Source organism: Rathayibacter sp. AY1E6 (assembly GCF_002931115.1).
Classification (GTDB): Bacteria; Actinomycetota; Actinomycetes; order Actinomycetales; family Microbacteriaceae; genus Rathayibacter.
Genome location: NZ_PSVK01000004.1, coordinates 217054 through 239839, shown reverse-complemented (window position 1 = coordinate 239839; position 22786 = coordinate 217054). Strand labels below are relative to the sequence as shown.

Genomic DNA, 22786 nt, shown 5'->3' with positions numbered 1-22786 from the left:
GCCGGCTGGGGGAGGGGGAGGAGTCAGCCGGACGGCGGGCCCTCGGCGGGAGGCGCCGTCGACCCGCGGAGCACGAGCTTGTTGCGCAGCCGCACGTGCTGCTCGGCCACGCTCCCGCCGTCGATCAGCGTCAGGAGCGCCCGGGCGGCCGCGCGCCCCACGCGGTGCAGCGGCTGCCTCACCGTCGTGAGCGCGGGGACCACCCGGGAGGCGTCGGGCACGTCGTCGTAGCCCACGACCGAAAGCTGCCCCGGCACCGAGAGGCCCAGCGCCCGGGCCGCCTCGATCACGGCGATGGCGGAGGCGTCGTTCGCGGCGAGGACCGCCGTCGGGCGGTCGGGCAGCAGCAGCAGCTCGTGGGCGGCGGCGAGGGAGGGGTCGTGCCGGTAGTAGCCGACCCGTACGAGCGCGGGGTCGTAGGGGAGGCCGGCGTCCGCGAGCGCCCGCTGGTAGCCGGCGCCGCGCCGGTGCGACGACTCCAGGTCGGGGCGGCCCGCGACGAAGCCGATGCGGCGATGGCCGAGCCCGATCAGGTGGCTCGTCGCCAGCTGCGCTCCGCCGAAGTCGTCGGTCGCCACCGAATGCAGCTCGGTCTGCGCGGTCAGCGGATCCACGACGACGAGCGGCAGGTCCGACGAGGGGATCACGCCGGAGGGAGTCACCAGGATCGCTCCCGCTACGTGCGCCTCGGTGAGGCGCCGCAGGGACTCCTGCTCCCAGCCCGCCCGGCCCCGGCGGCTCGCCCCGCTGCCGGCGAGGAGGTCGAACCGGGTCCCCCGGAGCGCCGTCGCCACTCCCTGCAGCACCTCCGTGCCGAACGGCTCGAAGTCGCCCAGGAGCACGCCGATGACGCCCGAGCGCTCCGCGCACTCCGTCGTCACGACCTCCTGCTCGGCCTCCGCCGTCGCCGCCCCTGCGGACATCCTCGTCCCCTCCCGCCGTCCCCGCCCGGCCGCGGCGGAACGCGGTGATCGCCTCGCTGCGCTGCTCCGGACGGTTGAGAACACGTCCTTGCAATCGGGAATGTTCCCGGTAACATTGCCCGCAAGACTAGCTGAGGGAAAGCTCAGCAGTCGAGAGAGACGAGTGTCGGGCAGCCTTTCTCCCCTCAGTGCTGAGGGGGTCGAGAGCTGGAGCTCGCGTGGCCACGCTGTGGAAGCCGCCGCGCACGAGCCGTCCGCCGCTCTCCGCGCGTCCTGCGCTCCAGGCGCGGCCGAACGCCCCTCGGGCTGCGCCGCGCTCCGTCCTCTCGCGGCCTCGGGCCGCGCCACCACTCCGCGCCGTCCGGCGCTCGACCTGATCGGCGACGATGCCGATCGAGTGAGGAACACCATGTCCACGCGACGCACCCTCCGACCCCTCTGGCTCGTCCGCTCGGGCACAGCTCTCGCCGGCTGCCTGCTCCTGTCCGGCGTCGCCGCCGCGGCCGCGGCCGCCGACACCGAGTACGGCTCCGACGACGTCGACGTGAACGTCAGCATCGAGGAGCTGGAGCAGCCCGGCGCCCTCTCGATGTCGATCGACGGCACCTCCGCCACGCTCGCCGAGGAGGGCTCCACCCCGACCGTGCGCGCCTTCACGGGGCAGCTGCCCGACGTGACCGTGACGGACACCCGGACCGTCGACGAGATCCCGGCCGGAGCCGGCTGGTACGTCCTCGGCTCGGCGAGCGCCTTCACCGGCGACGCGGACCAGGAGGACATCTCCTCCGACCACCTCGGCTGGACGCCGGTCCTCGTGGACGGCGGCGAGTCGGGCCTCGTGTCCGAGGGCGACCCGGTCGACACGATCCTCGACGAGGGTGCCGACGCCGTGGGCCTGTTCGACCAGGAGCTGCTCGCGCTGTCGCTCGACTCGCAGGAGACCGCGACGGACGGGTCCTGGACCGTGTCCGCGGGCCTCACCCTGAAGACCGAGGCCGACGTCGCCCCCGGCGACTACTCCTCCGTCCTGACGCTGTCGCTGTTCGAATGACCCCGATGCGCGCAGTCGCCTCCACGGCGATCGGCGCCCTCCTCGCGGCGGGCCTGCTCGCCTCCGGCGCGGCTCCGGCGACCGCGGCCGGCGCGTGGTCGCCGAAGGCCTCGTACACGTCGACGGACCGCGGCGACGGCACCTACTCCGTGCCGCTGCTGAACGCCGACGTGCCCGACGTCAGCGTCGAGCGCGTGCCCGCGGCCGAGAACGACGAGGGCCGCGACATCTACTACATGATCAGCACCACGATGCACCTCAGCCCGGGCGCCCCGATCATGAAGTCCTACGACCTCGTCAACTGGGAGATCGTCAACTACGTCTTCGACCGGCTCGAGATCGGCGACCGCTTCTCGCTCCGGAACGGGCAGAACTCCTACGGCAACGGCCAGTGGGCCTCGTCGCTCCGGTACCACGACGGCCGCTACTACGCGGTCTTCAACACCAACAACCTCGGCGGCTCCTACCTCTACTCGACCGACGACATCGAGGACGGAGCCTGGACCCGCACGGCCCTCGGCCGCGCCTTCCACGACCCGTCGCTCTTCTTCGACGACGCGGACGGCGGCACGCCGTACATCTTCTACGGCTCCGGATCCACCAGCGCCGTGAAGCTGAGCGAGGACCTGACGACCGTCGTCGCCGAGTACCCGAACATCCTCCGCACCTCGGACTACCCGGGAGCCGGCTACCTCGGCGGCCTGTTCGAGGGCGCGCAGGTGCAGTACATCGACGGGCAGTACTACATCGTCATCATCACCTGGCCCTCGGGCCAGGGCCGCCAGGTGGCGCTGTTCCGCTCGTCCGAGCTGCTGGGCCGCTACGCGACCGCCGACGGCAGCAACCCCTACGAGGGCAGGGGCGTGCTGAACTCCAGCGGGTTCGCCCAGGGGAGCCTCGTGCCGATCGCGAAGGAGGACGGCTCGACCGCCTGGCACGGCATGTTCTTCCGCGACAGCTTCCCGACCGGCCGCATCCCCGGGCTCATTCCGGCGACGTGGAAGGACGGCTGGCCGACGTTCGGGACGAACGGCTCGGTGCCGGTGGGCGGGAGCTTCCCGAAGCCGATCCGCCTCAGCCCCGAGGAGGAGCTGTTCGAGCGGCAGAAGAGCATCGTCGTCTCGGACGACTTCGACAACGACGCCCCGGCGAAGGCCTACCAGGACGAGTCGTGGACGATCCCGCCCGCGCCCGCCTACGACGCGTCGCTACTCGGCGTGCAGCTGCTCCAGAACCCGGGAGCGGAGTCGGGGACGGCGCCGTGGGCAGGCCAGTTCGGCGCGACGCTGTCGGCCGACACGACCGACCCGGCGTCCGGCACCGCCGCGCTCCGCGTGGGCACCCGCACGCTCAACGGCTCCGGCCCGAGCCAGGTGCTGGCGAACAAGCTGCAGCGCGGCGTGACCTACACCGTGTCCGCGAAGGTGAAGTACACGACCGGCCCCGCGTCGGTCCGCTTCAACCTCTGCGCCGACTTCGGCGCGGGACCCGTGACGATGGCCTCCGCCGCCGTCACGCAGGGGCAGTGGACGACGATCACGGGGACCTACACGGTGCCCGAGACCGCGAACGTCGGCAGCGTGAAGTTCGCCGTCGAGACGCCGTGGGGCAATCCGCAGCCGGCGTCCTCGAGCACCGAGTACCTGCTCGACGACGTCTCGCTCGTCGGCGCCGCTCCCACCCTCGAGCGCCCGACGGCCGCCGAGATCGAGCCGAACGGCTCGACCCTCGCCCTCCCCTGGCAGTGGAACCACGCCCCCGACAACCGCTACTGGTCGCTGACCGAGCGCGAGGGCTGGCTCCGCCTCACCAACGGGAAGGTGCTCAGCGGAACGGCCGCGCACACGCGTCTCTCGGGCTCGCCCGAGATGACGTACCTGGAGGAGGCGCGCAACACGCTCTCCCAGCGCATCGTGGCTCCGAAGCAGTCGGCGGAGGCGGCGTTCGACGTCTCCGGGATGAAGGACGGCGACGTCGCCGGGCTCGCGGCCTACAACCGCGGCTTCTCCTACGTCGCGGTCAAGCGCGTGGACGGCGTCACCACCGTCGGCGTCGTGAACCGCAGTCAGCCGTTCGCGACCACGTTCGACCAGGCGGCCGTGGAGTCCTTCCTCCCCGGCACCGCCGCCGCCCTCGGCGACGCCTCGCAGGTGCGCCTGAAGGCCGACCTCGAGCTCTCGGCCCCGGCCGGACAGCTCTGGACGACCTTCTCGTACAGCCTCGACGGGACGAGCTGGACGAAGCTCGGCAGCCGCGTCGGCCCGCAGACCCTCGACGGTCAGCTCACGCACTTCATGGGCCACCGCCTCGGGCTGTTCAGCTACGCGACGAAGACCGCCGGCGGCCACGTCGACGTCGACGAGTTCCTCCTGAGCGACACCCTCTCCTCGGAGGGGAAGGCGCTCGACCGCTCGCAGCTCGACGCGGCCGTCGCTCACGCGGCGACGCTCCGCTCCGACGACTACCCGGCCGACGCCTGGTCCGACCTCCAGTCGGTCCTCGCGAAGGCGCAGGCGGTCGGCACCGCGGGATCGCAGAACCAGATCGACGCCCCGGAGCGCGCGCTCAGCTACCAGCTGGCCCGCCTCGGGACGCTGAAGGAGGCGTCGCTCGATGTGACCGCCGCCGCCGCGACCCGCTGCATCGCGGGGAAGGTCGTCGTGACCGTGCGGGCGACCAACGCTGACGACGTGCCCGTCGCCCTCCGGATGGAGAGCGCCTCCGGCACGAAGACGGTCGCCGCGCTCGCACCCGGCGCCACGACGAGCCACGCCTTCACCACGCGGGCGGCCTCGGTCCCCGCCGCCGAGGTGGTCGTGACCGCGACCGCCACCCTCGACGGCGAGCCGGTGACGACCACGGTGAGAGCGCCCCACCCGGCCGCGTCCTGCGGCTGAGCACTCCGGGGGCGGCCCGCGCGGCCGCCCCCGCCCCCGAACGCGTCAGCGGCACCCGTCGCCGACGATCTCCTGCACGACACGATCAAGGAGGATCCGTGAGATCACCACAACGAGAAGCCGCTCCGAAGGGGCGGTTGCGGCTGAGGCTGCTGGCCACGGCCGCGCTGACCGCGCTCCTGGTGGCCCCCTTCGCCGCCCAGACCTCGTCCGCCGCTGAGGCGGAGCTCATCGTCAACGGCGGCTTCGAGAGCGGCATCAGCAGCTGGTTCGTCAACAACGGCAACGCCGCCGACGCCGGCACCATCGCGACGACCACGGACGCGCGCACCGGCACCGCCGCAGCGCTCGTCACCGGCCGCACGACCACCGGCGCGGGCGCCATGCAGGACCTCAGCGGCAAGGTCGTCGCCGGCCAGACCTACCAGGTCAAGGCGCAGATCAAGTACGAGAACGCCGCGAGCCCCGCGACCAAGCAGTTCTTCGCCACCATGCACTACGGCGGAGGCACCTACACGAACCTCGCGAGCGTCACCGCCACGAAGGGGCAGTGGGCGACGATCAACGGATCGTTCACCATCCCCGCCGGGCAGAGCGTCGCCACCGCGCGCCTCTTCTTCGAGACGCCGTGGACCGCGACTCCCTCGGCCGCGCCCGAGACGCACCTCATGGACTACAAGCTCGACGACGTCTCGCTGGTCGGAGCGGCGCCGCCCGCGCCCGCCTCGCGCACCATCGAGGTCGTGGGCAAGATCCCGGGCGACCACAACCCGCTCATGGGCTGGAAGTTCGGCGCCGACGGCTTCGGCTTCGTCGAGAACGGCCGCGTGTACATGTACATGACGAACGACACCCAGGGCTACGCTCCGAACCCCGCCACGGGCGTCTCGGCGGGCATCGACTACGGCAAGATCAACCAGATCACCGTGATCTCCTCGGACGACCTCGTCAACTGGACCGACCACGGCGAGATCCAGGTCGCCGGCTCCACCGGAGTCGCGCCCTACACCGGCAACTCGTGGGCTCCCGGCATGGCGAAGAAGACCGTGAACGGCGTCGACAAGTACTTCCTCTACTACGCCAACGGCGGCGGCTCCAGCAACGTGATCACCGGCGACTCGCCGGTGGGCCCGTGGACCAGCCAGCGCACCTCCACGCTCATCAACGCGTCCACCCCGGGCGCCGAGGCGGTCGCGTGGAAGTTCGACCCGGCACCGCTCGTCGACGACGACGGCCAGGGCTACCTGTTCTTCGGAGGCGGACCCGCCTCGACCGCGCTCCCCGCGGCCGAGCGCTTCAACAACCCGAAGAACATCCGCGTGATCGAGCTCGGCGACGACATGATCTCGACCCAGGGCACTTCCGCCGTCGTGGACGCGCCCGTCGCGTTCGAGGCGGCCCAGGTGTTCAAGCGCCAGGACAAGTACTACCTCTCGTACTCGTCCCACTTCGGCGGCAACGACTTCGGCGGCAACCAGACCCGCGAGCCCGGCTACCCGGGCGGCGGCGAGATCGGCTACATGATCTCGGACGACCCGATGTCCTGGCCCAAGGAGAACTACGCCGGCGTGATGTTCCCGAACCAGAGCCGCTTCTTCGGAGCCGGCACCGGCGGCAACAACCACCAGTCGGTCTTCGAGCTGGGCGGCAAGTACTACTTCACCTACCACGCGCCGACGCTCAACAAGCGGATCAACGGCGACACCACCCAGGGGTACCGCAGCCCGCACATCCAGGAGCTGCAGTTCAACGCCGACGGCACGGTGCAGCAGGTGGTCGGCGACTACAAGGGCGTCGACCAGGTGAAGGACTTCGATCCGTACCGCACCTTCCCGGCCGAGACCATCGGCTGGAGCAAGGGCATCGCGACGGCGCCGCTCGGCACCCCCGCCGCGGGCGCGACCCAGAACCTCGTGCTGAAGGACCTCGACAACGGCGACTGGACCGCGCTGTCGGCCGTCGACTTCGGGGACACCGGAGCCGCGACGTTCACCGCGAAGGCCAAGGCGCTGCAGGCCGGCGGCACCGTCACCGTCCGCCTCGACTCCGAGACCGGGCCCGTCGCGGGCACCGTCGCGGTGAACGGGACGACCGGTGAGTGGACCGACGTCAGCGCCGCGCTGACCGGAGCGACGGGAGTGCACGACGTGTACTTCAGCTACTCCGGACCCTCCGGCGACCTGTTCGAGCTCGACACCTTCGCCTTCACCGAGGGCGAGGCGGCTCCGGCGCTCGACATCACGGCGAGCGCGGCGACCCGCTGCATCGCGGGCAAGGCGATCGTCACCGTCCAGGCGAGCAACGGCTCCGACGTCCCCGTCGGCGTGACCTTCACGTCGACGTCCGGCACGAAGTCGTTCACCTCGGTGGCGCCCGGCAAGACCGTGTCGCACGCCTTCACCACCCGTCAGGCGAACCTGCCCGCCGGTGCGGTGACCGTCGAGGCCACGGCCACGATGAACGGCGCCCCCGTCGAGACGGAGGTGAGCGCTCCGTACGCGGCGCGCCCGTGCTCGTAGCGCACGGCTGAACCACCGGGGAGCGCCCCCGGCCCTGCGGGGCCGGGGGCGCTCCTGCGCGTGCGGGGGGATCTCGATGCGCCCTCCGGGGCTGCTCGATCAGCATGTGCCGGCCGCGCAGCGGGGTGATGAGACCCCGCTGGGTCAGCGGGTGTCGGCCAGGCGCATCGTGCCGCCGGCCTGGGCGGCGAAGGCGCGGGCGGTCGCCGCGATGGTGCGCTGCATGACCCGCGCCGCGGCGGTCGGCGCGAGGTCCGCCGGGCGCGCGAGGCTGATCGTCCGGGTCAGGGTGGGCTTCTCGAGCGTCGGCTCCTCGAGGCGGATCGAGCGCAGCCCCGGGCGCCCCTGCAGCACCATCGCCGGGACGACCGCGACCCCGAGGCCCCGCTCGGCGAAGCGCAGCACCGCGTCCATCTCGGCGCCCTCCAGCACCACGTCCGGCTCCAGGCCCGCGGCGGCGAACGCGGCGTCGGTCGTGCGGCGCAGGTCGTAGCTGGAGTTGAAGACGATCTGCGGGAGGCGGGCGACCGCCGCCAGGTCGAGCGCGCCGGTCGCGGCGAGGGGAGGCTCCGCGGCGGAGGAGACCACGACGAGCTCCTCGACGAGCAGCGGCGTCACCGTGAAGGCGCCGGGAGCGGCCGCGGTCGAGGTCGTCACCAGCGCCAGGTCGAGCTCGCCCCGGGCCAGCCGGTCGAAGAGGCTCCGCGACCCGTCCTCGGCGAGGTGCAGCTCCACGGCGGGATGCGCGGAGTGGAACGCGTGCAGCACCTCCGCGACGAGGCTGATGCAGAGCGTCGGCGTCGCGCCGAACCGCACCCGGCCGCGCTCGAGTCCGGCCAGCTCGGCCAGCTCGCGGCGCACCGATCCGGCGTCGGCGAGCATGCGCCGGGCGAGCGGCAGCAGCAGCTCCCCGGCCGGTGTGAGGGTGCTGCCGGAACGCGCCCGGTGGAAGAGCTCGGAGCCGAGGTCCTGCTCCAGCGCGGCGATCCGGCGGCTCAGCGAGGGCTGCGCGAGATGCAGCTCCTCGGCGGCGCGGGTGAAGCTGCCGAGGCGGGCGACCTCGACGAATCCGGTGAGCTGCTCGAGATCCACATGCATACTCTATGCGCATGGCTGTGCCCAGCATTATGCATTGGAGTAATCGAAGCGCCGTGCCTAGCGTGGACGCATGACCACTTCAGAGACCACCGCACCGGAGCGTCGGATCTCCACCTCCGTCCTCGTCATCGGCACCGGCGGATCGGGCCTGCGCGCCGCGATCGAGCTCGCCGAGGCGGGCGTGGACGTCCTCGCGCTCGGCAAGCGCTCGAAGTCGGACGCGCACACCTCCCTCGCCGCCGGCGGCATCAACGCCGCCCTCGCCACGATGGACCCCGACGACAGCTGGCAGCAGCACGCGGCCGACACCATCACCGAGTCCTACCAGCTCGCCAACCCGCACACGGTCGAGATCGTCACCTCCAACGCCGCCCGCGGCATCCAGGACCTCGAGCGCTACGGCATGCCGTTCGCCCGCGAGGACGACGGCCGCATCTCGCAGCGCTTCTTCGGCGCGCACACCTACCGCCGGACCGCCTTCGCGGGCGACTACACCGGCCTCGAGATCCAGCGCACGCTCGTCAACCGGGCCGCCCAGCTCGAGATCCCGATCCTGGACACCGTGTACGTCACCCGCATCCTCGTCAACGAGGACGGAGCAGTGTTCGGCGCCTACGGCTTCGACCTCGTCGACGGCACCCGCTACCTGATCCACGCGGATGCGGTGATCCTCGCCGCGGGCGGCCACAACCGCATCTGGCGCCGCACCTCCTCCCGCCGGGACGAGAACACGGGCGACTCGTTCCGCCTGGCCGTCGAGGCCGGCGGGCGGCTGCGCGACCCCGAGCTCGTCCAGTTCCACCCGTCGGGCATCATCGAGCCCGAGAACGCGGCCGGCACGCTGATCTCCGAGGCGGCCCGCGGCGAGGGCGGCATCCTCCGCAACGGCCTCGGCGAGCGCTTCATGGGCAAGTACGACGCCGAGCGCCTCGAGCTCTCGACCCGCGACCGCGTCGCCCTCGCCTGCTACACCGAGATCAAGGAGGGTCGCGGCACGCCCAACGGCGGGGTCTGGCTCGACGTCTCGCATCTGCCGCGCGAGACGATCATGACCCGGCTGCCGCGGGTGTACCAGACGATGCTCGAGCTGCAGATGCTCGACATCACGAAGGACCCGATCGAGATCGCGCCCACGGCGCACTACTCGATGGGCGGGGTCTGGGTCCGCTCGGACGACCACAGCACCGACGTCCCCGGGCTCTACGCGATCGGAGAGGCCTCCAGTGGACTGCACGGCGCCAACCGCCTCGGCGGCAACTCGCTGATCGAGCTGCTGGTCTTCGGCCGGATCGTCGGGCAGGCGGCGGCGGAGTACTCCGCCTCACTGACCGCCCAGACGCGCTCGGCCGCGTCCGTCCAGGTCGCCCGCGACGAGATCGCCGGCCTGCTCGCGGCCGACGGCACCGAGAACGTCCGCGCCCTGCAGCGCGCGATCCGCAACACGATGACCGAGCACGCCGGAGTCGTCCGCGACGAGGAGGGCCTGCTCGCCGGGCTCGCCGAGCTGGACGCGATCGAGGCGCGCATCGCCGACATCGGCGTGCACCCGGACATCGCCGGCTTCCAGGACCTCGCCCACGCCTTCGACCTCAAGTCGGCCGCGATGGCCGCGCGGGCCACCCTCGAGGCCGCCCTCGAGCGCCGGGAGAGCCGCGGCTGCCACAACCGCAGCGACTACCCGGACATCGACCCGGCCCTCCAGGTGAACCTCGTCTGGTCGCCCTCCACGGGGATCACGCGCGAGGAGATCCCCGCGGTGCCGGAGGAGATCCAGGCGCTGATCAGCGGCGAGGTCGCCACCGCGGGCAAGCTGCTCGAATAGCAGGAACCGCGAGGGCACGACGCCGGCTCCCTTCCGAGGGGCCGGCGTCGCGCTGTGCGCGGCGCTCGCCGCCCCGCCCGGATCCGCACCGCCGGTTCGTCGGCGCTTCGGATGCCTCCGGTGAGGCCGCGGCGCCGACGGAGCACACGTCCAGGAGGAGCGGAAGATACCGCGAGGGCGGCGGCGCCCGCGTCCGCGCGGGAGGCGGCAGCGCATCCCCGCCGGACGCCCGGCCCCTCTCGACTCGCCGACGGCGCGGTCCTACAGTGGCTGCGACGACCCTCGACTCCCGCCGCGGGACCGACGGCGCCGTCGCGAGCGGAGGGAAGCCGTGTCCTCGACCGCTCCCGTGCCCGGACCCGCCGTCGACGCCTCGACGAGGCTCCGCGACTTCCACCAGATCCTCCTCAACACCGCCGTCGCGAACGTGACGACGAGCTTCCTCTGGTTCGCGCTCACGTTCTGGGTGTACCTCGAGACGCGCTCCGTCCTGGCGACAGGGATCATCGGCGGCGCCTACATGCTGCTCGTCGCGGTCTTCGCGATGGCCTTCGGCACGATCGTGGACCGGCACCGCAAGTTCCGCGTCATGGTGTTCGCCGGCGCGGTCACGCTCGTGTCGTTCGGCGTCGCGGGCGGTCTCTTCCTCGCGCTGCCCGAGGCGGCGCTCCTGGACTTCCGCGCCCCCTGGTTCTGGGTGTTCTCGGGCACGATCCTCTTCGGCGCCGTCATCGAGAACATGCGCAACATCGCCCTGTCCACGACGGTGACCCTGCTGGTCCCGGTGGAGGGGCACGCCCGCGCGAACGGCCTCGTCGGGACGGTCCAGGGCCTCGCCTTCGTGGTGACGAGCGTCTTCAGCGGGCTCGCCATCGGCCTGCTCGGCATGGGGTGGACGCTGGTGATCGCGATCGGTCTCTCCGCCGCCGCGCTCCTGCACCTCCTCTTCCTGCGCATCCCGGAGGACCGGCCCGCGCCGACGGGGGAGAGGGCGCCGCTGATCGATCTCCGCGGCAGCATCACCGCGGTGCGGGCGGCGACCGGGCTGTTCGCGCTCATCGTCTTCTCGACGTTCAACAACCTGATCGGCGGCGTCTACATGGCGCTGATGGACCCGTACGGCCTCGAGCTGTTCCCGGTCGAGCTGTGGGGCGTGGTGCTCGGAGTGACGGCGACCGGTTTCGTCATCGGCGGTCTGCTCGTCGCGAGGTTCGGTCTCGGGAGGAACCCGATCCGGACGATGCTGCTGCTCGTGATGGCGATGGGCCTGATCGGCGCGGTCTTCACCCTCCGCGACTGGTGGTGGCTCTACGCCGGCGGCATCTGGATCTACATGACCCTGATCCCGGCGGTCGAGGCCGCCGAGCAGACGGTGATCCAGAAGGTCGTCCCCTTCGAGACCCAGGGGCGCGTCTTCGGCTTCGCGGCGGCGTTCGAGTCGGCCGCCGCTCCGATCACGTCGTTCCTCATCGCCCCGATCGCCGAGTTCGCGCTCATCCCGTACATGGAGTCGCCGGCCGGGCGCTCGGCGTTCGGCGGGCTGCTCGGCGACGGCATCGGCCGGGGGATCGCGCTGGTGTTCCTGGTCGGCGGAGTCGTCATGATCATCGCGGCCGGCGCGGCGATGCTCACCGGCTCCTACCGCGTCATGTCGGCGCAGTACCTGCGGGAGGCCGCGGCGAGCGGGGAGGCGGAGCCCGTCGGCACGGAGGCGCCGGAGACGCACCGGACCGCGCCGAGCACCGTCGAGCAGAACCGCTAGCGCCCGCAGACGCCGCCCGTCATGCGCCTCCGGGGGGTCCGGCGGACCGGACGGCGCCGACACGAGGAAGACGTGCCGGACGCCCCCTCCCCAGGGTGCGGCGTCCGGCACGTCGGCTGCGACCACCCGGTCGAGGGGCCCTCCTCGACTCCCGAGCGCTCCGCTGCCCCGCGCCTCCGGAGGGAGACATCGGGGCATGCGGCGCCGGCGGGGGGGAGGGCTCTGGTTCCCCGCCCCGCCGGCGCCGGCCGCCCGCGAGGGGCGGCGAGGATGCTCGTTCGGGCGTGCCTCGAGTGACGGCTACATGCCGTCACTGAGCATGGACTGCACCAGCTTCACGTGGCGCTCGAGGTTCAGCTGGCTGAACTCGCTGTTGTAGTTGAGGCCGTAGTTCAAGATGTGACCCGGGGTGCACTGGATTGTCGCGTCCGGTCCGTCCCAGGTGCGCAGCAGTGCCAGGGCCGAGTCCCAGCTGCTGTTCTCGCAGTTCGTGTTGAAGGTGGTCGACGTGCCCAAGCCCACGGTGTGCGAGATCTCGTGCATGGCGGTGCCCTCCACCATGTAGACGCGCTCCTTGCCGAAGCGGATCTGGCCGTAGATGTTCGCATCGGCCGTCGGGGTTCCGGGGCTGTACGAGACGGTCAGGGAGCGGGAGATGTTGCTGAGGCGGTTGTAGCGCGCCACGGCGCGGTCCATCGCGTCGGTGATGCGGGCGTAGGCGTCGGCCTCGTCCGCGGTCGGGCTCGCGACGCGGTTCAGCGTCCAGGTGATCTTCTGCACGGTCGGATCGGTCAGTGCCCAGCGCTGGGCCTTGGAGCCGGTGCAGGTCCACTGCTGAATGGGGGAGCCGTCGATCTGGCGGAAGTCCTTGTTGTCGAGGCAGAGGTCGCTGTGCCGATTGGCGATCTCGGCGTAGCCTCCGCCGACGGAGGTGATCCGCCACTGCTGGGCGGTGCTTCCGTTGCAGCTCCACTGCCGCACCTCCGAGCCCGGAGTGGTGCCGAAGTCGAAGTTGTCGAGGCAGAGGTTGCTGAAGGTGTTCTTGATCTCGGCGTAGCCGGTGCCGAGGTCGGTGACCTGCCAGCGCTGGTTGCTCCCCTCGGTGCAGCTCCACTGCCGCACCTCGGCTCCGGGCTGAGTGCCGAAGTCGAAGTCGTCGAGACACATGCTGCTGTGCTGGTTGCGGATCTCCTGCGCCGATCCGAGGCCGACCGGGGCGGTGGCTGCAGAGGCGGGCGAGCTGATGCCGAAGGTCGTGATGCCGACGACGGCCGCGATCAGGGCGCCGATCAGGCGCTTGGAGGGGTGGGACTTCGTTGTCCGGGACATGGGTGCCTTTCACAGACATCCGGCGTCCCCGAAGGGACGCGGATGAGGGTCGCAGGAAGGAGCCGTGTCCGAAGGGATCGGAGCACGGCAGAGGATGCGCCGGAGCGACCGGGATGGTGATCCGGTCGTCCCGCCGCGGGACGCGTCAGCGCCGACGCTCCGAGTGGGATGGGAAGCTGATCACGACCTGCATGTTGACGTGGACAACCATCGACCGGTCGCGGAGCCGGTGTCAAGTGCCGGTCTCGAGCGGATCCGGTCCGAGCCCCGCCGGGCGAGGGTGATCCGTCCACGCGGATCCCCGTGCTCGCAGGGAGAGAGCGCTCACACCCGCCGTCGCTGCGGCATCGCCCGGGAATCCGCCATTGTTACCGTTAACAAAAGTCGGTACGGTGTCACCTGAAGTGGGCAAGCGCGTCCTCGCGCCTCGCGTCCCACTCCGACCGGTTCGAAGGCGAACCTGAGAGGAACGTCGATGATGACGACAGCACCACCCTCCCGCCGCACCCTCCCGCCGCAGGCCCACGCCCGGCCCCGATGACTGTCGGCCCGGCCGACACCTTCCACGCGGTGACCGCGGTCGGCGCCCGCAGCGCGCGACGTCTCGTCCTCGCACCCACGTCGACCTCCGCCTCCCGATCACGGGTCGCCAGGCCCGCGTCCCGGGCCGCCTTCCGGCGATTCCCTCCCCGCCAGACGGACGCCGGACTCACCACTCCGCCGGCCGATCGCGCGGGCTCCGTCCTCCCCCTCCGACCCCTCACCTGAAGGACCCCCCATGTCACGAACCCCCCGGCAGGAGCGCACCCGGCGCTCACGCCTCCCCCGAGCGGGCGCCGCGCTGACGCTCGCCATCGCCTGCCTCGGCGGCGTACTCGGACCGATCGGCGCCGCCGGCGCCGCAGAGACCGTCCCCGCTCCCGCGCTGCAGTACTCGTTCGACGGCATCGGCGCGACGCTCGCCAATGGAGCCGTCGTCGCCGACTCCGCTCCGGGCAACCACCCCGGCACCCTGATCAACTCCGGCGCGACCAGCGTCGCGGGTCCCTCCGGCGCCTCCACCGACCGCGCTCTCTCGCTCCCGGGCGGATCGAGCACGTCGGCCGCGCCGCACGTCCGGATCGCCCCGGGCCTGATCCCCGCCGGCACGCAGGACGTCACGATGTCCGCCTGGCTGCGCTGGAGCGGTGCTCCGGACTGCACCTGGCCCTTCACGCTCGGCTCCAGCGTCGACTCCCACGTCCTCTCCACCACGAAGTGCGGACCGGCCGGCTTCGGCGCGATCAAGAGCGGCTCCGAGGTGCGGGCCGCAGGCAACACTCCGGTCGCCGCGAACCGCTGGGTGCACATGGCGGTCGTCGTCAAGGGCGGCCAGTCGGTCTCGACCTACTTCGATGGAGCTCTCGTCGGCCAGGGCAGCACGACCTTCACCGCCGCGTCCGCGATCGGAACGTCCACGTTCTCCGGCTTCCTCGGCAAGTCGTTCTACGGCGCGGACGCCTACTGGGCCGGTGCCATCGACGACATGCAGGTCTGGACCTCCGCGCTCACCGCCGGCCAGGTGCAGCAGAGCGCCGCATCCGTGCACTCGGTTCTCGCGAACCAGGACGCCGCCGTCTCGCTCGGCGACACCTCGAACGTGACCTCGAACCTCGCACTCCCCACGACCGGCGCCAACGGCTCCACGATCACCTGGACGTCGAGCGCCCCCGGCGTCGTCAGCACCAGCGGCGTCGTCACCCGGCCCGCCGCGGGCAGCCCGGACGCCACCGTCACGCTGACCCCGACCGCCGTCCACGGCGGCATCACCGTCGTCGGCCGTGCGACCACCGTCTTCGTCCCGGCGTACGCCGCCGGTGACAGCGCCGAGGCCGAGCTCGCCCGGGCCGTCGCCGACGGCATCAGCAACGATCCCGCTCTCGCCGGACCGGTGCGCGGCAGCCTGAACCTGCCCTCGACCGGAGCCGACGTCGCCGCCACCGCCGCGCGCGCGAACAGCTCCAGCGCCGTGGTCAGCTGGACCTCGTCGAACGAGGCCGTCATCACCTCCGCCGACAAGGGCACCGCGCCGAACGTCGTCGCGAAGGGCTCGCTCACGCGTCCGTCCGCCGACACCACCGTCACCCTCACCGCGACGGTCACCGTCGCCGGCACCACGCCCCTCGTGCGGACCCTCACGCGTACCGTTCCGGCCGCGGCTCCCGTGGCCGCGAGCGACCTCGACGCGTACCTGTTCGCGTACTTCACCGGCGACAGCATCGAAGGCGAGAAGATCCGCTTCGCGACCTCCGACGGCAACGACTCGCTCACGTGGAAGACCCTGAACGACGCCCAGCCGATCCTCACCTCCACCATGGGCACGAAGGGGCTGCGCGACCCGTTCGTCTTCCGCTCGAAGGAGGGCGACCGCTTCTTCCTGATGGCCACCGACCTCTCCGTCGGCACCACCGGCTTCGGCGGATCGACCAACCGCGGCAGCCGCTACCTCGAGATCTGGGAGTCCACCGACCTCGTCAACTGGGGCCAGCAGCGCCACGTCGAGGTCAACCTGCCCAACGCGGGCATGACCTGGGCACCGGAGGCCACCTACGACCCCACCATCGACGCCTACGTCGTCTACTGGACCTCGGCCCTCTTCACCGACAGCACGCGCAACGTCGAGGACGGCAACGGACCGCAGATCCTCACGTCCACCACCCGCGACTTCCGCGACTTCACCACCCCCGAGGTCTGGTTCAAGGCCGCTGACGTCCCCTCGCTCAACAAGAGCAACGGACTGATCGACGCCACGATGCTCAAGGACGGCGACACCTACTACCGCTTCACGAAGGCGACCCAGACCAGCGGCTGCCCCTCGCCCGACATCATCGGACAGAAGTCGACGAACCTCCGCGCCACCACCGCCTCCGGTGCGTGGAGCCTCATCGACACCTGCATCGGCCGCACCGCCGGAACGCCGGAGGTCGAGGGTCCCGAGATCTTCAAGACCAACGAGGGCGACCGGGCGGGGTACAAGTACTTCCTCTGGACCGACAACTACGGCGGACGCGGCTACATCCCGCTCGGCACGAACTCGCTCGAGGGCGACATCCAGTGGACGATCCCCAGCAGCTTCTCGCTGCCGACGTCGCCCCGCCACGGATCCGTCGTCTCCATCACCGCGAAGGAGCGCGACGGGCTCGCCGCGAAGTGGAACCCGTCGCTCCTGGTGACCTCGATCGACGCCGTGGCGCGGACCGTTCAGGCCGGATCGACCACCGTCGACCTGCCCGCCACGGTGGGCGCGACGTTCAAGGACGGCCACCGCGAGACGGTCGCCGTGACGTGGGCGACCGCCGATCTCAGCTCGCTGAAGAAGGCGGGCGACACCGTGCAGGTGCGCGGACAGCTCGCCAACTCGGCAGCGACGCCGGCCATCGCCACCATCACCGCCACGGCTCCTCCCGGACCGTCGCTGACGGCCTCGGCCGCGAGCCGCTGCGTCGCCGGCAAGGTGACGGTCACCGCGACCGGCACCAACACGAGCGGCTCCACGGTCGAGATGACCGTCGGCTCGCAGTGGGGGAGCAGGACCTTCGCCGGGGTCGCTCCCGGCAAGTCCGTGTCCGCCGCCTTCACCACCCGGGCGACCTCGGTCACCGCGGGCGAGGTGAGCGTCGCCTCGAAGGACGCGAACGGCACCAGGACGGCCACCGCGCCGTACTCGGCGCTCACCTGCCGCTAGGCCGGTGACAGGGGAGGGGCGGCGTCCAGCCGCCCCTCCCCTGACCTCCTCCGTTCCGGGGCCTCCGGCCACCGGAGCAGGGGAGCAGGGACCCTGGGTCCGTGCTCCCCGCATCCACCTCTCCCACGGAAGTAGACGAACAATGCGGTTCCGACGCACGACGGCCCTCCTGGTCGCCGCGAGCCTGACAGCGGGAGGGGCTGCGCTCGGCGCGGCACCCGCACAGGCCGCGGTGCCCAGCCCGGTCCTCTCCTACGACTTCTCCTCGTCCGCCGCCGTCGGCTCCGCCGTGGGCGCGGGCACGACCCTGACCGACTCCGCTGCGGGCCGCTCCGCCACCGTGCGCGGGACCGGAGCGACGACCGTCGCCGGTCCGCGCGGCGGCACCGACCGCGCACTCCGCCTCCCCGGCGGCGCCGCAGGCAGCTCCGCCGCCTACGCCGAGATCGCGCCGGGACTGACCACGGCGGCCACCACCGACGTGACCATGTCGGCCTGGCTGCGCTGGGAGGGGAACCAGAACTGCAGCTGGGCGTACGCGCTCGGGCAGTCGACCGAGCGGTACCTCTTCACCACGCCCCAGTGCGGAAGCAGCCTGATCGGTGCCGTGAAGAACGGCTCGGAGCAGCGCGCGGCCGACTCCGGTCCCGCCGCCACCGGCCGCTGGAGCCACGTCGCCGTGGTCCTGCGCAGCGGCGTCAGCGTCTCGACCTACGTCGACGGCCGGCTCGCCCAGACCACCCCGACCTCCGCGACCGGAGCGGCGACTGTCGGCACCTCCGCCTTCTCCGGCCTCCTCGGCAAGTCGTTCTACGGCCCCGACCCTCTCTTCGCCGGGGCGATGGACGACGTGCACGTCTACTCCTCCGCACTGACCCAGGACCAGGTGCGCGAGGACGCGGCTCCGGCCGCTGCCGCGATCGCTGCATCGGACGCCGCCGCGGCGACCATCGCCGTGACCGGACCCGTCACCAGCGACCTCTCCCTCCCGACCCGCGGCGCGGGCGGCTCCGTCCTCACCTGGGCGAGCAGCGACCCCGCGGTGATCGGCACCGACGGCTCCGTGCGCCGCCCGGCACCCGGCTCGGCGAACGCCACCGTGACCCTGACCCCGACCGCGACGTTCGCCGGATCCGCCGCCACCGGCACCGCGCGAACCGTCACCGTCGCCGCCGACACCGAGGCCGACGCCACGGCGCGCCTGCGCACGGCCCTCGTCGTCCCGCCGACCGTCGCCTCCGGAACCGCTCTTCCCACGGTCGCCGGCTACACCGTGTCGTGGAGCGCGGACGGTGCCGGCCTGTCCGGCAGCCGCCTCGTGAACGACTCGGCGACCGACCGGGCACTCGCGCTCACCGCCTCCGTGAAGGTCGGCGCCACCACGCTGACGAAGACCTTCCGCACCACCGTCCTCAGCGCCTCCACGGCGAAGACCGTGGTGTCGTACACCCGGACGCCGACCGGCGAGGACAAGGCGAACCAGGACACGATCGCCCGCGGCCTCCACCTGGCACTCGGCTCGTCCGTCGCCGACGCAGCACCGCTCTCGGGCAACTCGGGAGTCCTCTTCGCCGACGGGGTCTTCCTCGGAACCGACAAGGCCGACAACCGCGGCCTCGCGAACCCCTCGCTGTTCACCTTCGCCGACGGCACCGTCGGCGTGATCGCCACGCGCGTCCTGCAGTCGGGCGCGTCCGACGGCACCGGGGCCTCGAGCGCTCTGATCTTCAAGGCCACGGACGCCACCGCGTCCGACTTCACCGAGCTCGGCCTCATCGACCTCGGCACCACCGGCGGCGTCGTCGCGCCGAAGGCCGTCTTCGACACGGACCAGAACCGCTACCTCGTCTCCTGGACGGACTCCTCCGGGGCGGCGAAGTACACGACCGTCACTGACCTCGCCCGCACCGAGCTCCGCGCGCAGGCGTTCTGGCCGAAGGACGGCGGCCGTCGCAGCGTCGTCGTGACCGACGGGAACCGCGGTGCGGTCCTCGGAGGAAGCCCCGCCACCGTCGCCGCTCCCGACCTCTCCGGAGTCCCGGGCCGCGTCGCCGACGCTCTGCCGGGCGGCGCGCTGACGGTCTCCGGCTCCGTCGCCGACTCGCTCGTGAAGAAGTTCGGCCGCACGGTCAACACCGGATCCTCGGTCGCACCGCAGACGATCGATCAGGGCGACACCTCCGCCCTGTCCGGAGTGAAGGCGCAGCTCTCCTACAACGACGGCTCGACCGGCAGCCTCGGCATCGACTGGAACCAGCAGCAGCTCGCCGACCTCGCCGCGAAGGGCCCGGGAACGTACGACCTCTCCGGGACCGTCCGCCAGCGGCAGTACAACGAGCCGTTCGCCTACAACCGCGCGGATCCGACGATCTACCGCTACGAGCGCAACGGGAAGACGCAGTACCTCTTCACCGCCACGGACGACACGAACAACAACAACGTCGCCTCGCAGCACCTGCCGATCCGGGTCGCCGACAGCATCGACCAGCTCAGCGACGACAACGGCGGACGGGCCCGTGAGGTGGACCTCCTCAACCGCACCACGCGGATGGACCGCACCGCCGAGGGCAAGGTGATCGCGGGCTGCTACTGGGCCCCCGAGATCCACGAGATCGGCGGCAAGCTCTCCATCCTGTTCGCCCCGTGCTTCAACCCGGACAACGACCAGTCGAACCAGAACGGTCAGTGGTTCACGGTGCAGGCGCACATCATGCAGCTGCGCGACGGCGGAGACCCCGCGAACCCCTCCGACTGGAGCGCGCCGCGCGCCGTCGTGAAGAGCGATGGGAGCGCCCTCGGACGCCCCGGCACGGGACGCAACATCAGCCTCGACATGACCTACTTCGAGTCCGGTGGAACTGCGTACTACGCCTGGTCCCAGCGCTACGTCGACAACGGAGTGAGCGACCCGGCGACCTGGATCGCCAAGGTCGATCCCGCGAACCCCACCCGCGTCATCGGCGAGCCGACCCCGATCATCGTGCCCTCGCTGACGTTCGAGGACCACCTGTCCGAGGGAGCGTTCGCGATCCAGCGCGACGGGAGGATCACGCTCGTCTACTCCAGTAGCGGCGTCAGCCCGAAGTACATCGTGGGCGGCGCCTGGGCGAAGGAGGGCAGTGACCTGACCGACATCGCGAGCTGGACCAAGTACGACGCCCCGCTCCTGCAGAGCGTTCCCATGCCCGACGGCGTCCTCGACTACCGCACCTACGAGCAGGGTCCCGGCCACGGAGCCGTCACCCAGGACGAGGACGGCAACGACGTGTACGTCTACCACACCTGGGGCAACGGAGTCGGGGGTGACGGCCGCGACACCCGTCTCGCCCGCATCCACTACGCCGCCGACGGCCGGCCGGTCTTCGATCTGACGCCGACGGAGGAGGTCGCACCCGCGAACCGGACTGTGACCGCGAAGGTCACAGTCACGTCGCCGCTGACCGTGACAGCCACGGCGTCGACCCGCTGCGTCAGCGGGAAGGTCGTCCTGACCACTGTGGTAAAGAACGACAGCCGCTCGATCATGGACATCACGACGGTCACCGCCTTCGGCTCGAAGACCGTGACCGGAGTCGCTCCGGGATCGTCCGCGTCGAGCGCCGTCACCACCCGAGCGGTCTCGATCCCCGCGGGGTCGGTGGCCGCGACAGGAAAGGCCGTCGTCGACGGGAAGACGGTCAGCACGCAGACGAGCGTCGACTACCCGGCGCGCAGCTGCCGCTGAGACGGTGAGGGAGCGGGCGCCACGATCGCCCGCTCCCTCGTCGCCCCGCCCCCGACCGGCACTGCGCCGCCCTGCAGTGCCGCCACCTCAGAAGGACGACCGACGAGATGCACCACAGAGTGAGAACCGGGACGGTCCCGACCATCGGGCCCGTGCTGACGAAGGTCGCGCAGTCGCACACCCTCACCGAGGAGAAGGACGACGGAGCGGCCGGCAGCGCAGCTGCGGTCGGAGGACACGACCTCCTGCTGATCAACGGCAACGCCCTCCCTCTCTCCTGAGCCCCCCTGCGCCGTTCGGACGGGTCCTCGACCCTGATCGCCCGACGATCCCGCCGCGGCGGCATCACCACCGGCTGCGGACCGGGGCGGCGATCGGGCCGTATCCTGCTGTCCGGACCGATCGCTGATGTGCGAACCTCTCCTGAGCGGACTCCCGGATGCGGGCCGACCGTGACCGGTCCGGCCCGTTCCTCTCGTTGCAGCAGGAGACCGCCGTTCCCCAGGAGATACCCGTGATGCGCCTCGATCGATTCCTCGTGTCCCTGGCACGCTCTGCGCGGTGCACGAACCGCTGCGGAGCCTGCGGGCTCGACTGCAGCATCGACGTCTTCATCCTGATCGCGCTCGCGACCGGAGAGAACCGCGACGAGACCCGCCTGCGAGCAGTCCTCGACCTCCGCTCCGGCGACCGTGTCGAGGTCCTCGAGGTGCGCAAGCGGCTCCTCCGGCTCTCCCGCCGGGGCCTGGTGCTCCTGGAGAGAGGCAGGAGGACCGCACTGCAGCGCATCGAGCGCTTCTCGATCACGCGCGACGGCCGGGCCTTCCTGGCGTCCCACGCGAGAGCGCTGGACCTCCTCGCCGAGGAGATCCACGTCGCGCTGCTGTCCCGCTGACGAGCGGAGTGCCAGTGCGGGCGCACGCGGGACGTCTCCTGGTCGGCCGTCGTCGGACCGGTCGTGTCGGTGACGCTCCAGGTGGAGCGACTTCGACACGTGCGTCGCCTCCGACCGCGTCCCGAGCGCTCCGGGGCAGCACGAGGCATCGCCGACCGTCATGGGCGCCGCGCTCGCGACCGTGCTGCCGCGGCGCGAGGCGGTGGCGGCGCTCCTCGAGGACGCCGTCGCTGCTGCATCCTCAGCAGTGTGAGGCGGGCGGGGGACCCGCCTCACGCCGGAACGCGCCCTTCGTGCATCACCCCGTGCTGGAGAGCTGGATGATCTCGGAGATCACCGCGGCTCGAGTGTCGTCCGGTATCCGATCGCCTCCGAGGGAGTGGTGCGACCACAGGCCGTCAGCCGCAAGGCAGGCGATGAACTGGCGGAGAGCGATCGGATCGGTCGCGGTCTCCTCTGCGGAGGGCGTCCACCTTCGGCGCACCTCCGCTACCGGCGCTCGGAGAGCGGTGTCGCTGCCCGTGGCCTGGAGGAGTCCGATCTGCATGTGCGTCGACGGCGTCAGGGCGACGGCGACGTAGGCACTCACGCGCTCCGTCAAGGTGGCCTCGTCCGCGGTCTTCCCCGCGACGTCGATCAGCTGGGCTTCCCAGCCGGCCGCGACGTGCTCCTGGAGAGCATGGGCGAGATCGGCTCGATCGCGGAAGTGGTACATCATTCCACCGCGTGTCAGCCCAGCCTCTTCGGCAGTCGCTTCGAGCGTGACGCGAACAGAACCTTCCCTCGCCGCGACACGGACCGCTGCGTCGAGGATCCGAGTCCGGTTGTTGGGTCGCGTCGCGCGAGGAGACGTCCGAGGAGAAGGCAGGACCCCCTCACCGCTGGGCGGGTTCGGTTCCATGTCGTGATCGATTCCGCCGCTCCCTCGGTCCGAGTGAGCGGCTAGGGACGGCGGGTGCTGAGGCGCCCGGAGGGTGTCGACGCGTCACCGCACGAGCGGGTGCGACAGCGTCGGCCGCCAGTCTGCCATCCTCTCCTGCCG

At 71.5% G+C, this 22786-nt stretch carries 13 protein-coding genes; 9 read left to right on the top strand and 4 right to left on the bottom strand.

Annotated elements, in window-relative coordinates:
• Positions 1-23 precede the first annotated feature (23 nt).
• The gene (locus tag C5C46_RS06205) at positions 24-923 is read right to left on the bottom strand and encodes a LacI family DNA-binding transcriptional regulator (RefSeq protein WP_104226034.1); all 900 of its coding nucleotides are present in this window, start codon (positions 921-923) and stop codon (positions 24-26) included.
• Between the two features lie 409 nt (positions 924-1332).
• On the opposite strand from C5C46_RS06205, the gene C5C46_RS06200 reads away from it, so the two are divergent.
• From C5C46_RS06200 to C5C46_RS06190, 3 genes are all read left to right on the top strand, one after another.
• Positions 1333-1974, top strand: a complete 642-nt coding sequence (locus C5C46_RS06200) for a hypothetical protein (RefSeq protein ID WP_104226079.1) — start codon at positions 1333-1335, stop codon at positions 1972-1974.
• A 5-nt stretch (positions 1975-1979) separates the two neighbouring features.
• Positions 1980-4871, top strand: coding sequence for a family 43 glycosylhydrolase (locus C5C46_RS06195; protein ID WP_258059364.1), 2892 nt, complete (start codon positions 1980-1982; stop codon positions 4869-4871).
• A gap of 98 nt (positions 4872-4969) precedes the next feature.
• Positions 4970-7390, top strand: a complete 2421-nt coding sequence (locus tag C5C46_RS06190; protein WP_219812141.1) for a family 43 glycosylhydrolase — start codon at positions 4970-4972, stop codon at positions 7388-7390.
• A gap of 144 nt (positions 7391-7534) precedes the next feature.
• Here the strand turns inward: C5C46_RS06190 and C5C46_RS06185 are convergent, their stop codons facing one another.
• The gene (locus C5C46_RS06185) at positions 7535-8488 is read right to left on the bottom strand and encodes a LysR family transcriptional regulator (RefSeq protein ID WP_104226031.1); all 954 of its coding nucleotides are present in this window, start codon (positions 8486-8488) and stop codon (positions 7535-7537) included.
• A gap of 70 nt (positions 8489-8558) precedes the next feature.
• Here C5C46_RS06185 and C5C46_RS06180 point away from each other — a divergent pair, with 70 nt between their 5' ends.
• The gene (locus C5C46_RS06180; RefSeq protein WP_104224384.1) at positions 8559-10310 is read left to right on the top strand and encodes an L-aspartate oxidase; all 1752 of its coding nucleotides are present in this window, start codon (positions 8559-8561) and stop codon (positions 10308-10310) included.
• Positions 10311-10641: 331 nt separating this feature from the next.
• Positions 10642-12072 carry an MFS transporter gene (locus C5C46_RS06175; protein ID WP_104226030.1) on the top strand — a complete coding sequence of 477 codons (1431 nt, stop codon included), beginning with the start codon at positions 10642-10644 and terminating at the stop codon, positions 12070-12072.
• 300 nt (positions 12073-12372) lie between these two features.
• Here C5C46_RS06175 and C5C46_RS06170 read toward each other — a convergent pair whose 3' ends face one another.
• On the bottom strand, positions 12373-13401 hold the full coding sequence (locus C5C46_RS06170; protein WP_104226029.1) for an RICIN domain-containing protein: 1029 nt from the start codon (positions 13399-13401) through the stop codon (positions 12373-12375).
• Between the two features lie 778 nt (positions 13402-14179).
• Here C5C46_RS06170 and C5C46_RS06165 point away from each other — a divergent pair.
• The 4 genes from C5C46_RS06165 to C5C46_RS06155 all read left to right on the top strand — a co-directional run bounded on the left by C5C46_RS06165 (position 14180) and on the right by C5C46_RS06155 (position 21744).
• A complete protein-coding gene (locus C5C46_RS06165) occupies positions 14180-17125 on the top strand; it encodes an immunoglobulin-like domain-containing protein (protein WP_104226028.1) in 2946 nt (981 codons plus the stop codon).
• Positions 17126-17267: 142 nt separating this feature from the next.
• Complete coding sequence (locus C5C46_RS06160; RefSeq protein ID WP_104226027.1) at positions 17268-20849, top strand: family 43 glycosylhydrolase; 3582 nt, start codon at positions 17268-17270, stop codon at positions 20847-20849.
• 119 nt (positions 20850-20968) lie between these two features.
• Positions 20969-21130: a hypothetical protein gene (locus tag C5C46_RS16815; protein ID WP_181067898.1), complete on the top strand. Its 162-nt coding sequence runs from the start codon at positions 20969-20971 to the stop codon at positions 21128-21130.
• Positions 21131-21363: 233 nt separating this feature from the next.
• Complete coding sequence (locus C5C46_RS06155; protein WP_104249689.1) at positions 21364-21744, top strand: hypothetical protein; 381 nt, start codon at positions 21364-21366, stop codon at positions 21742-21744.
• Positions 21745-22042: 298 nt separating this feature from the next.
• On the opposite strand, the gene C5C46_RS06150 is transcribed toward C5C46_RS06155, so the two are convergent.
• A complete protein-coding gene (locus C5C46_RS06150) occupies positions 22043-22645 on the bottom strand; it encodes a TetR/AcrR family transcriptional regulator (RefSeq protein ID WP_104226025.1) in 603 nt (200 codons plus the stop codon).
• Between the last annotated feature and the right edge of the window lie 141 nt (positions 22646-22786).

Excerpts from the sequence above, each read along its gene's own strand:
- C5C46_RS06205 (WP_104226034.1), bottom strand. The coding sequence starts at position 923 with ATGTCCGCAGGGGCGGCGACGGCGGAGGCCGAGCAGGAGGTCGTGACG.
- C5C46_RS06200 (WP_104226079.1), top strand. The coding sequence starts at position 1,333 with ATGTCCACGCGACGCACCCTCCGACCCCTCTGGCTCGTCCGCTCGGGC.
- C5C46_RS06195 (WP_258059364.1), top strand. The coding sequence starts at position 1,980 with ATGCGCGCAGTCGCCTCCACGGCGATCGGCGCCCTCCTCGCGGCGGGC.
- C5C46_RS06185 (WP_104226031.1), bottom strand. The coding sequence starts at position 8,488 with ATGCATGTGGATCTCGAGCAGCTCACCGGATTCGTCGAGGTCGCCCGC.
- C5C46_RS06180 (WP_104224384.1), top strand. The coding sequence starts at position 8,559 with ATGACCACTTCAGAGACCACCGCACCGGAGCGTCGGATCTCCACCTCC.
- C5C46_RS06170 (WP_104226029.1), bottom strand. The coding sequence starts at position 13,401 with ATGTCCCGGACAACGAAGTCCCACCCCTCCAAGCGCCTGATCGGCGCC.
- C5C46_RS06165 (WP_104226028.1), top strand. The coding sequence starts at position 14,180 with ATGTCACGAACCCCCCGGCAGGAGCGCACCCGGCGCTCACGCCTCCCC.
- C5C46_RS06160 (WP_104226027.1), top strand. The coding sequence starts at position 17,268 with ATGCGGTTCCGACGCACGACGGCCCTCCTGGTCGCCGCGAGCCTGACA.
- C5C46_RS06150 (WP_104226025.1), bottom strand. The coding sequence starts at position 22,645 with ATGGAACCGAACCCGCCCAGCGGTGAGGGGGTCCTGCCTTCTCCTCGG.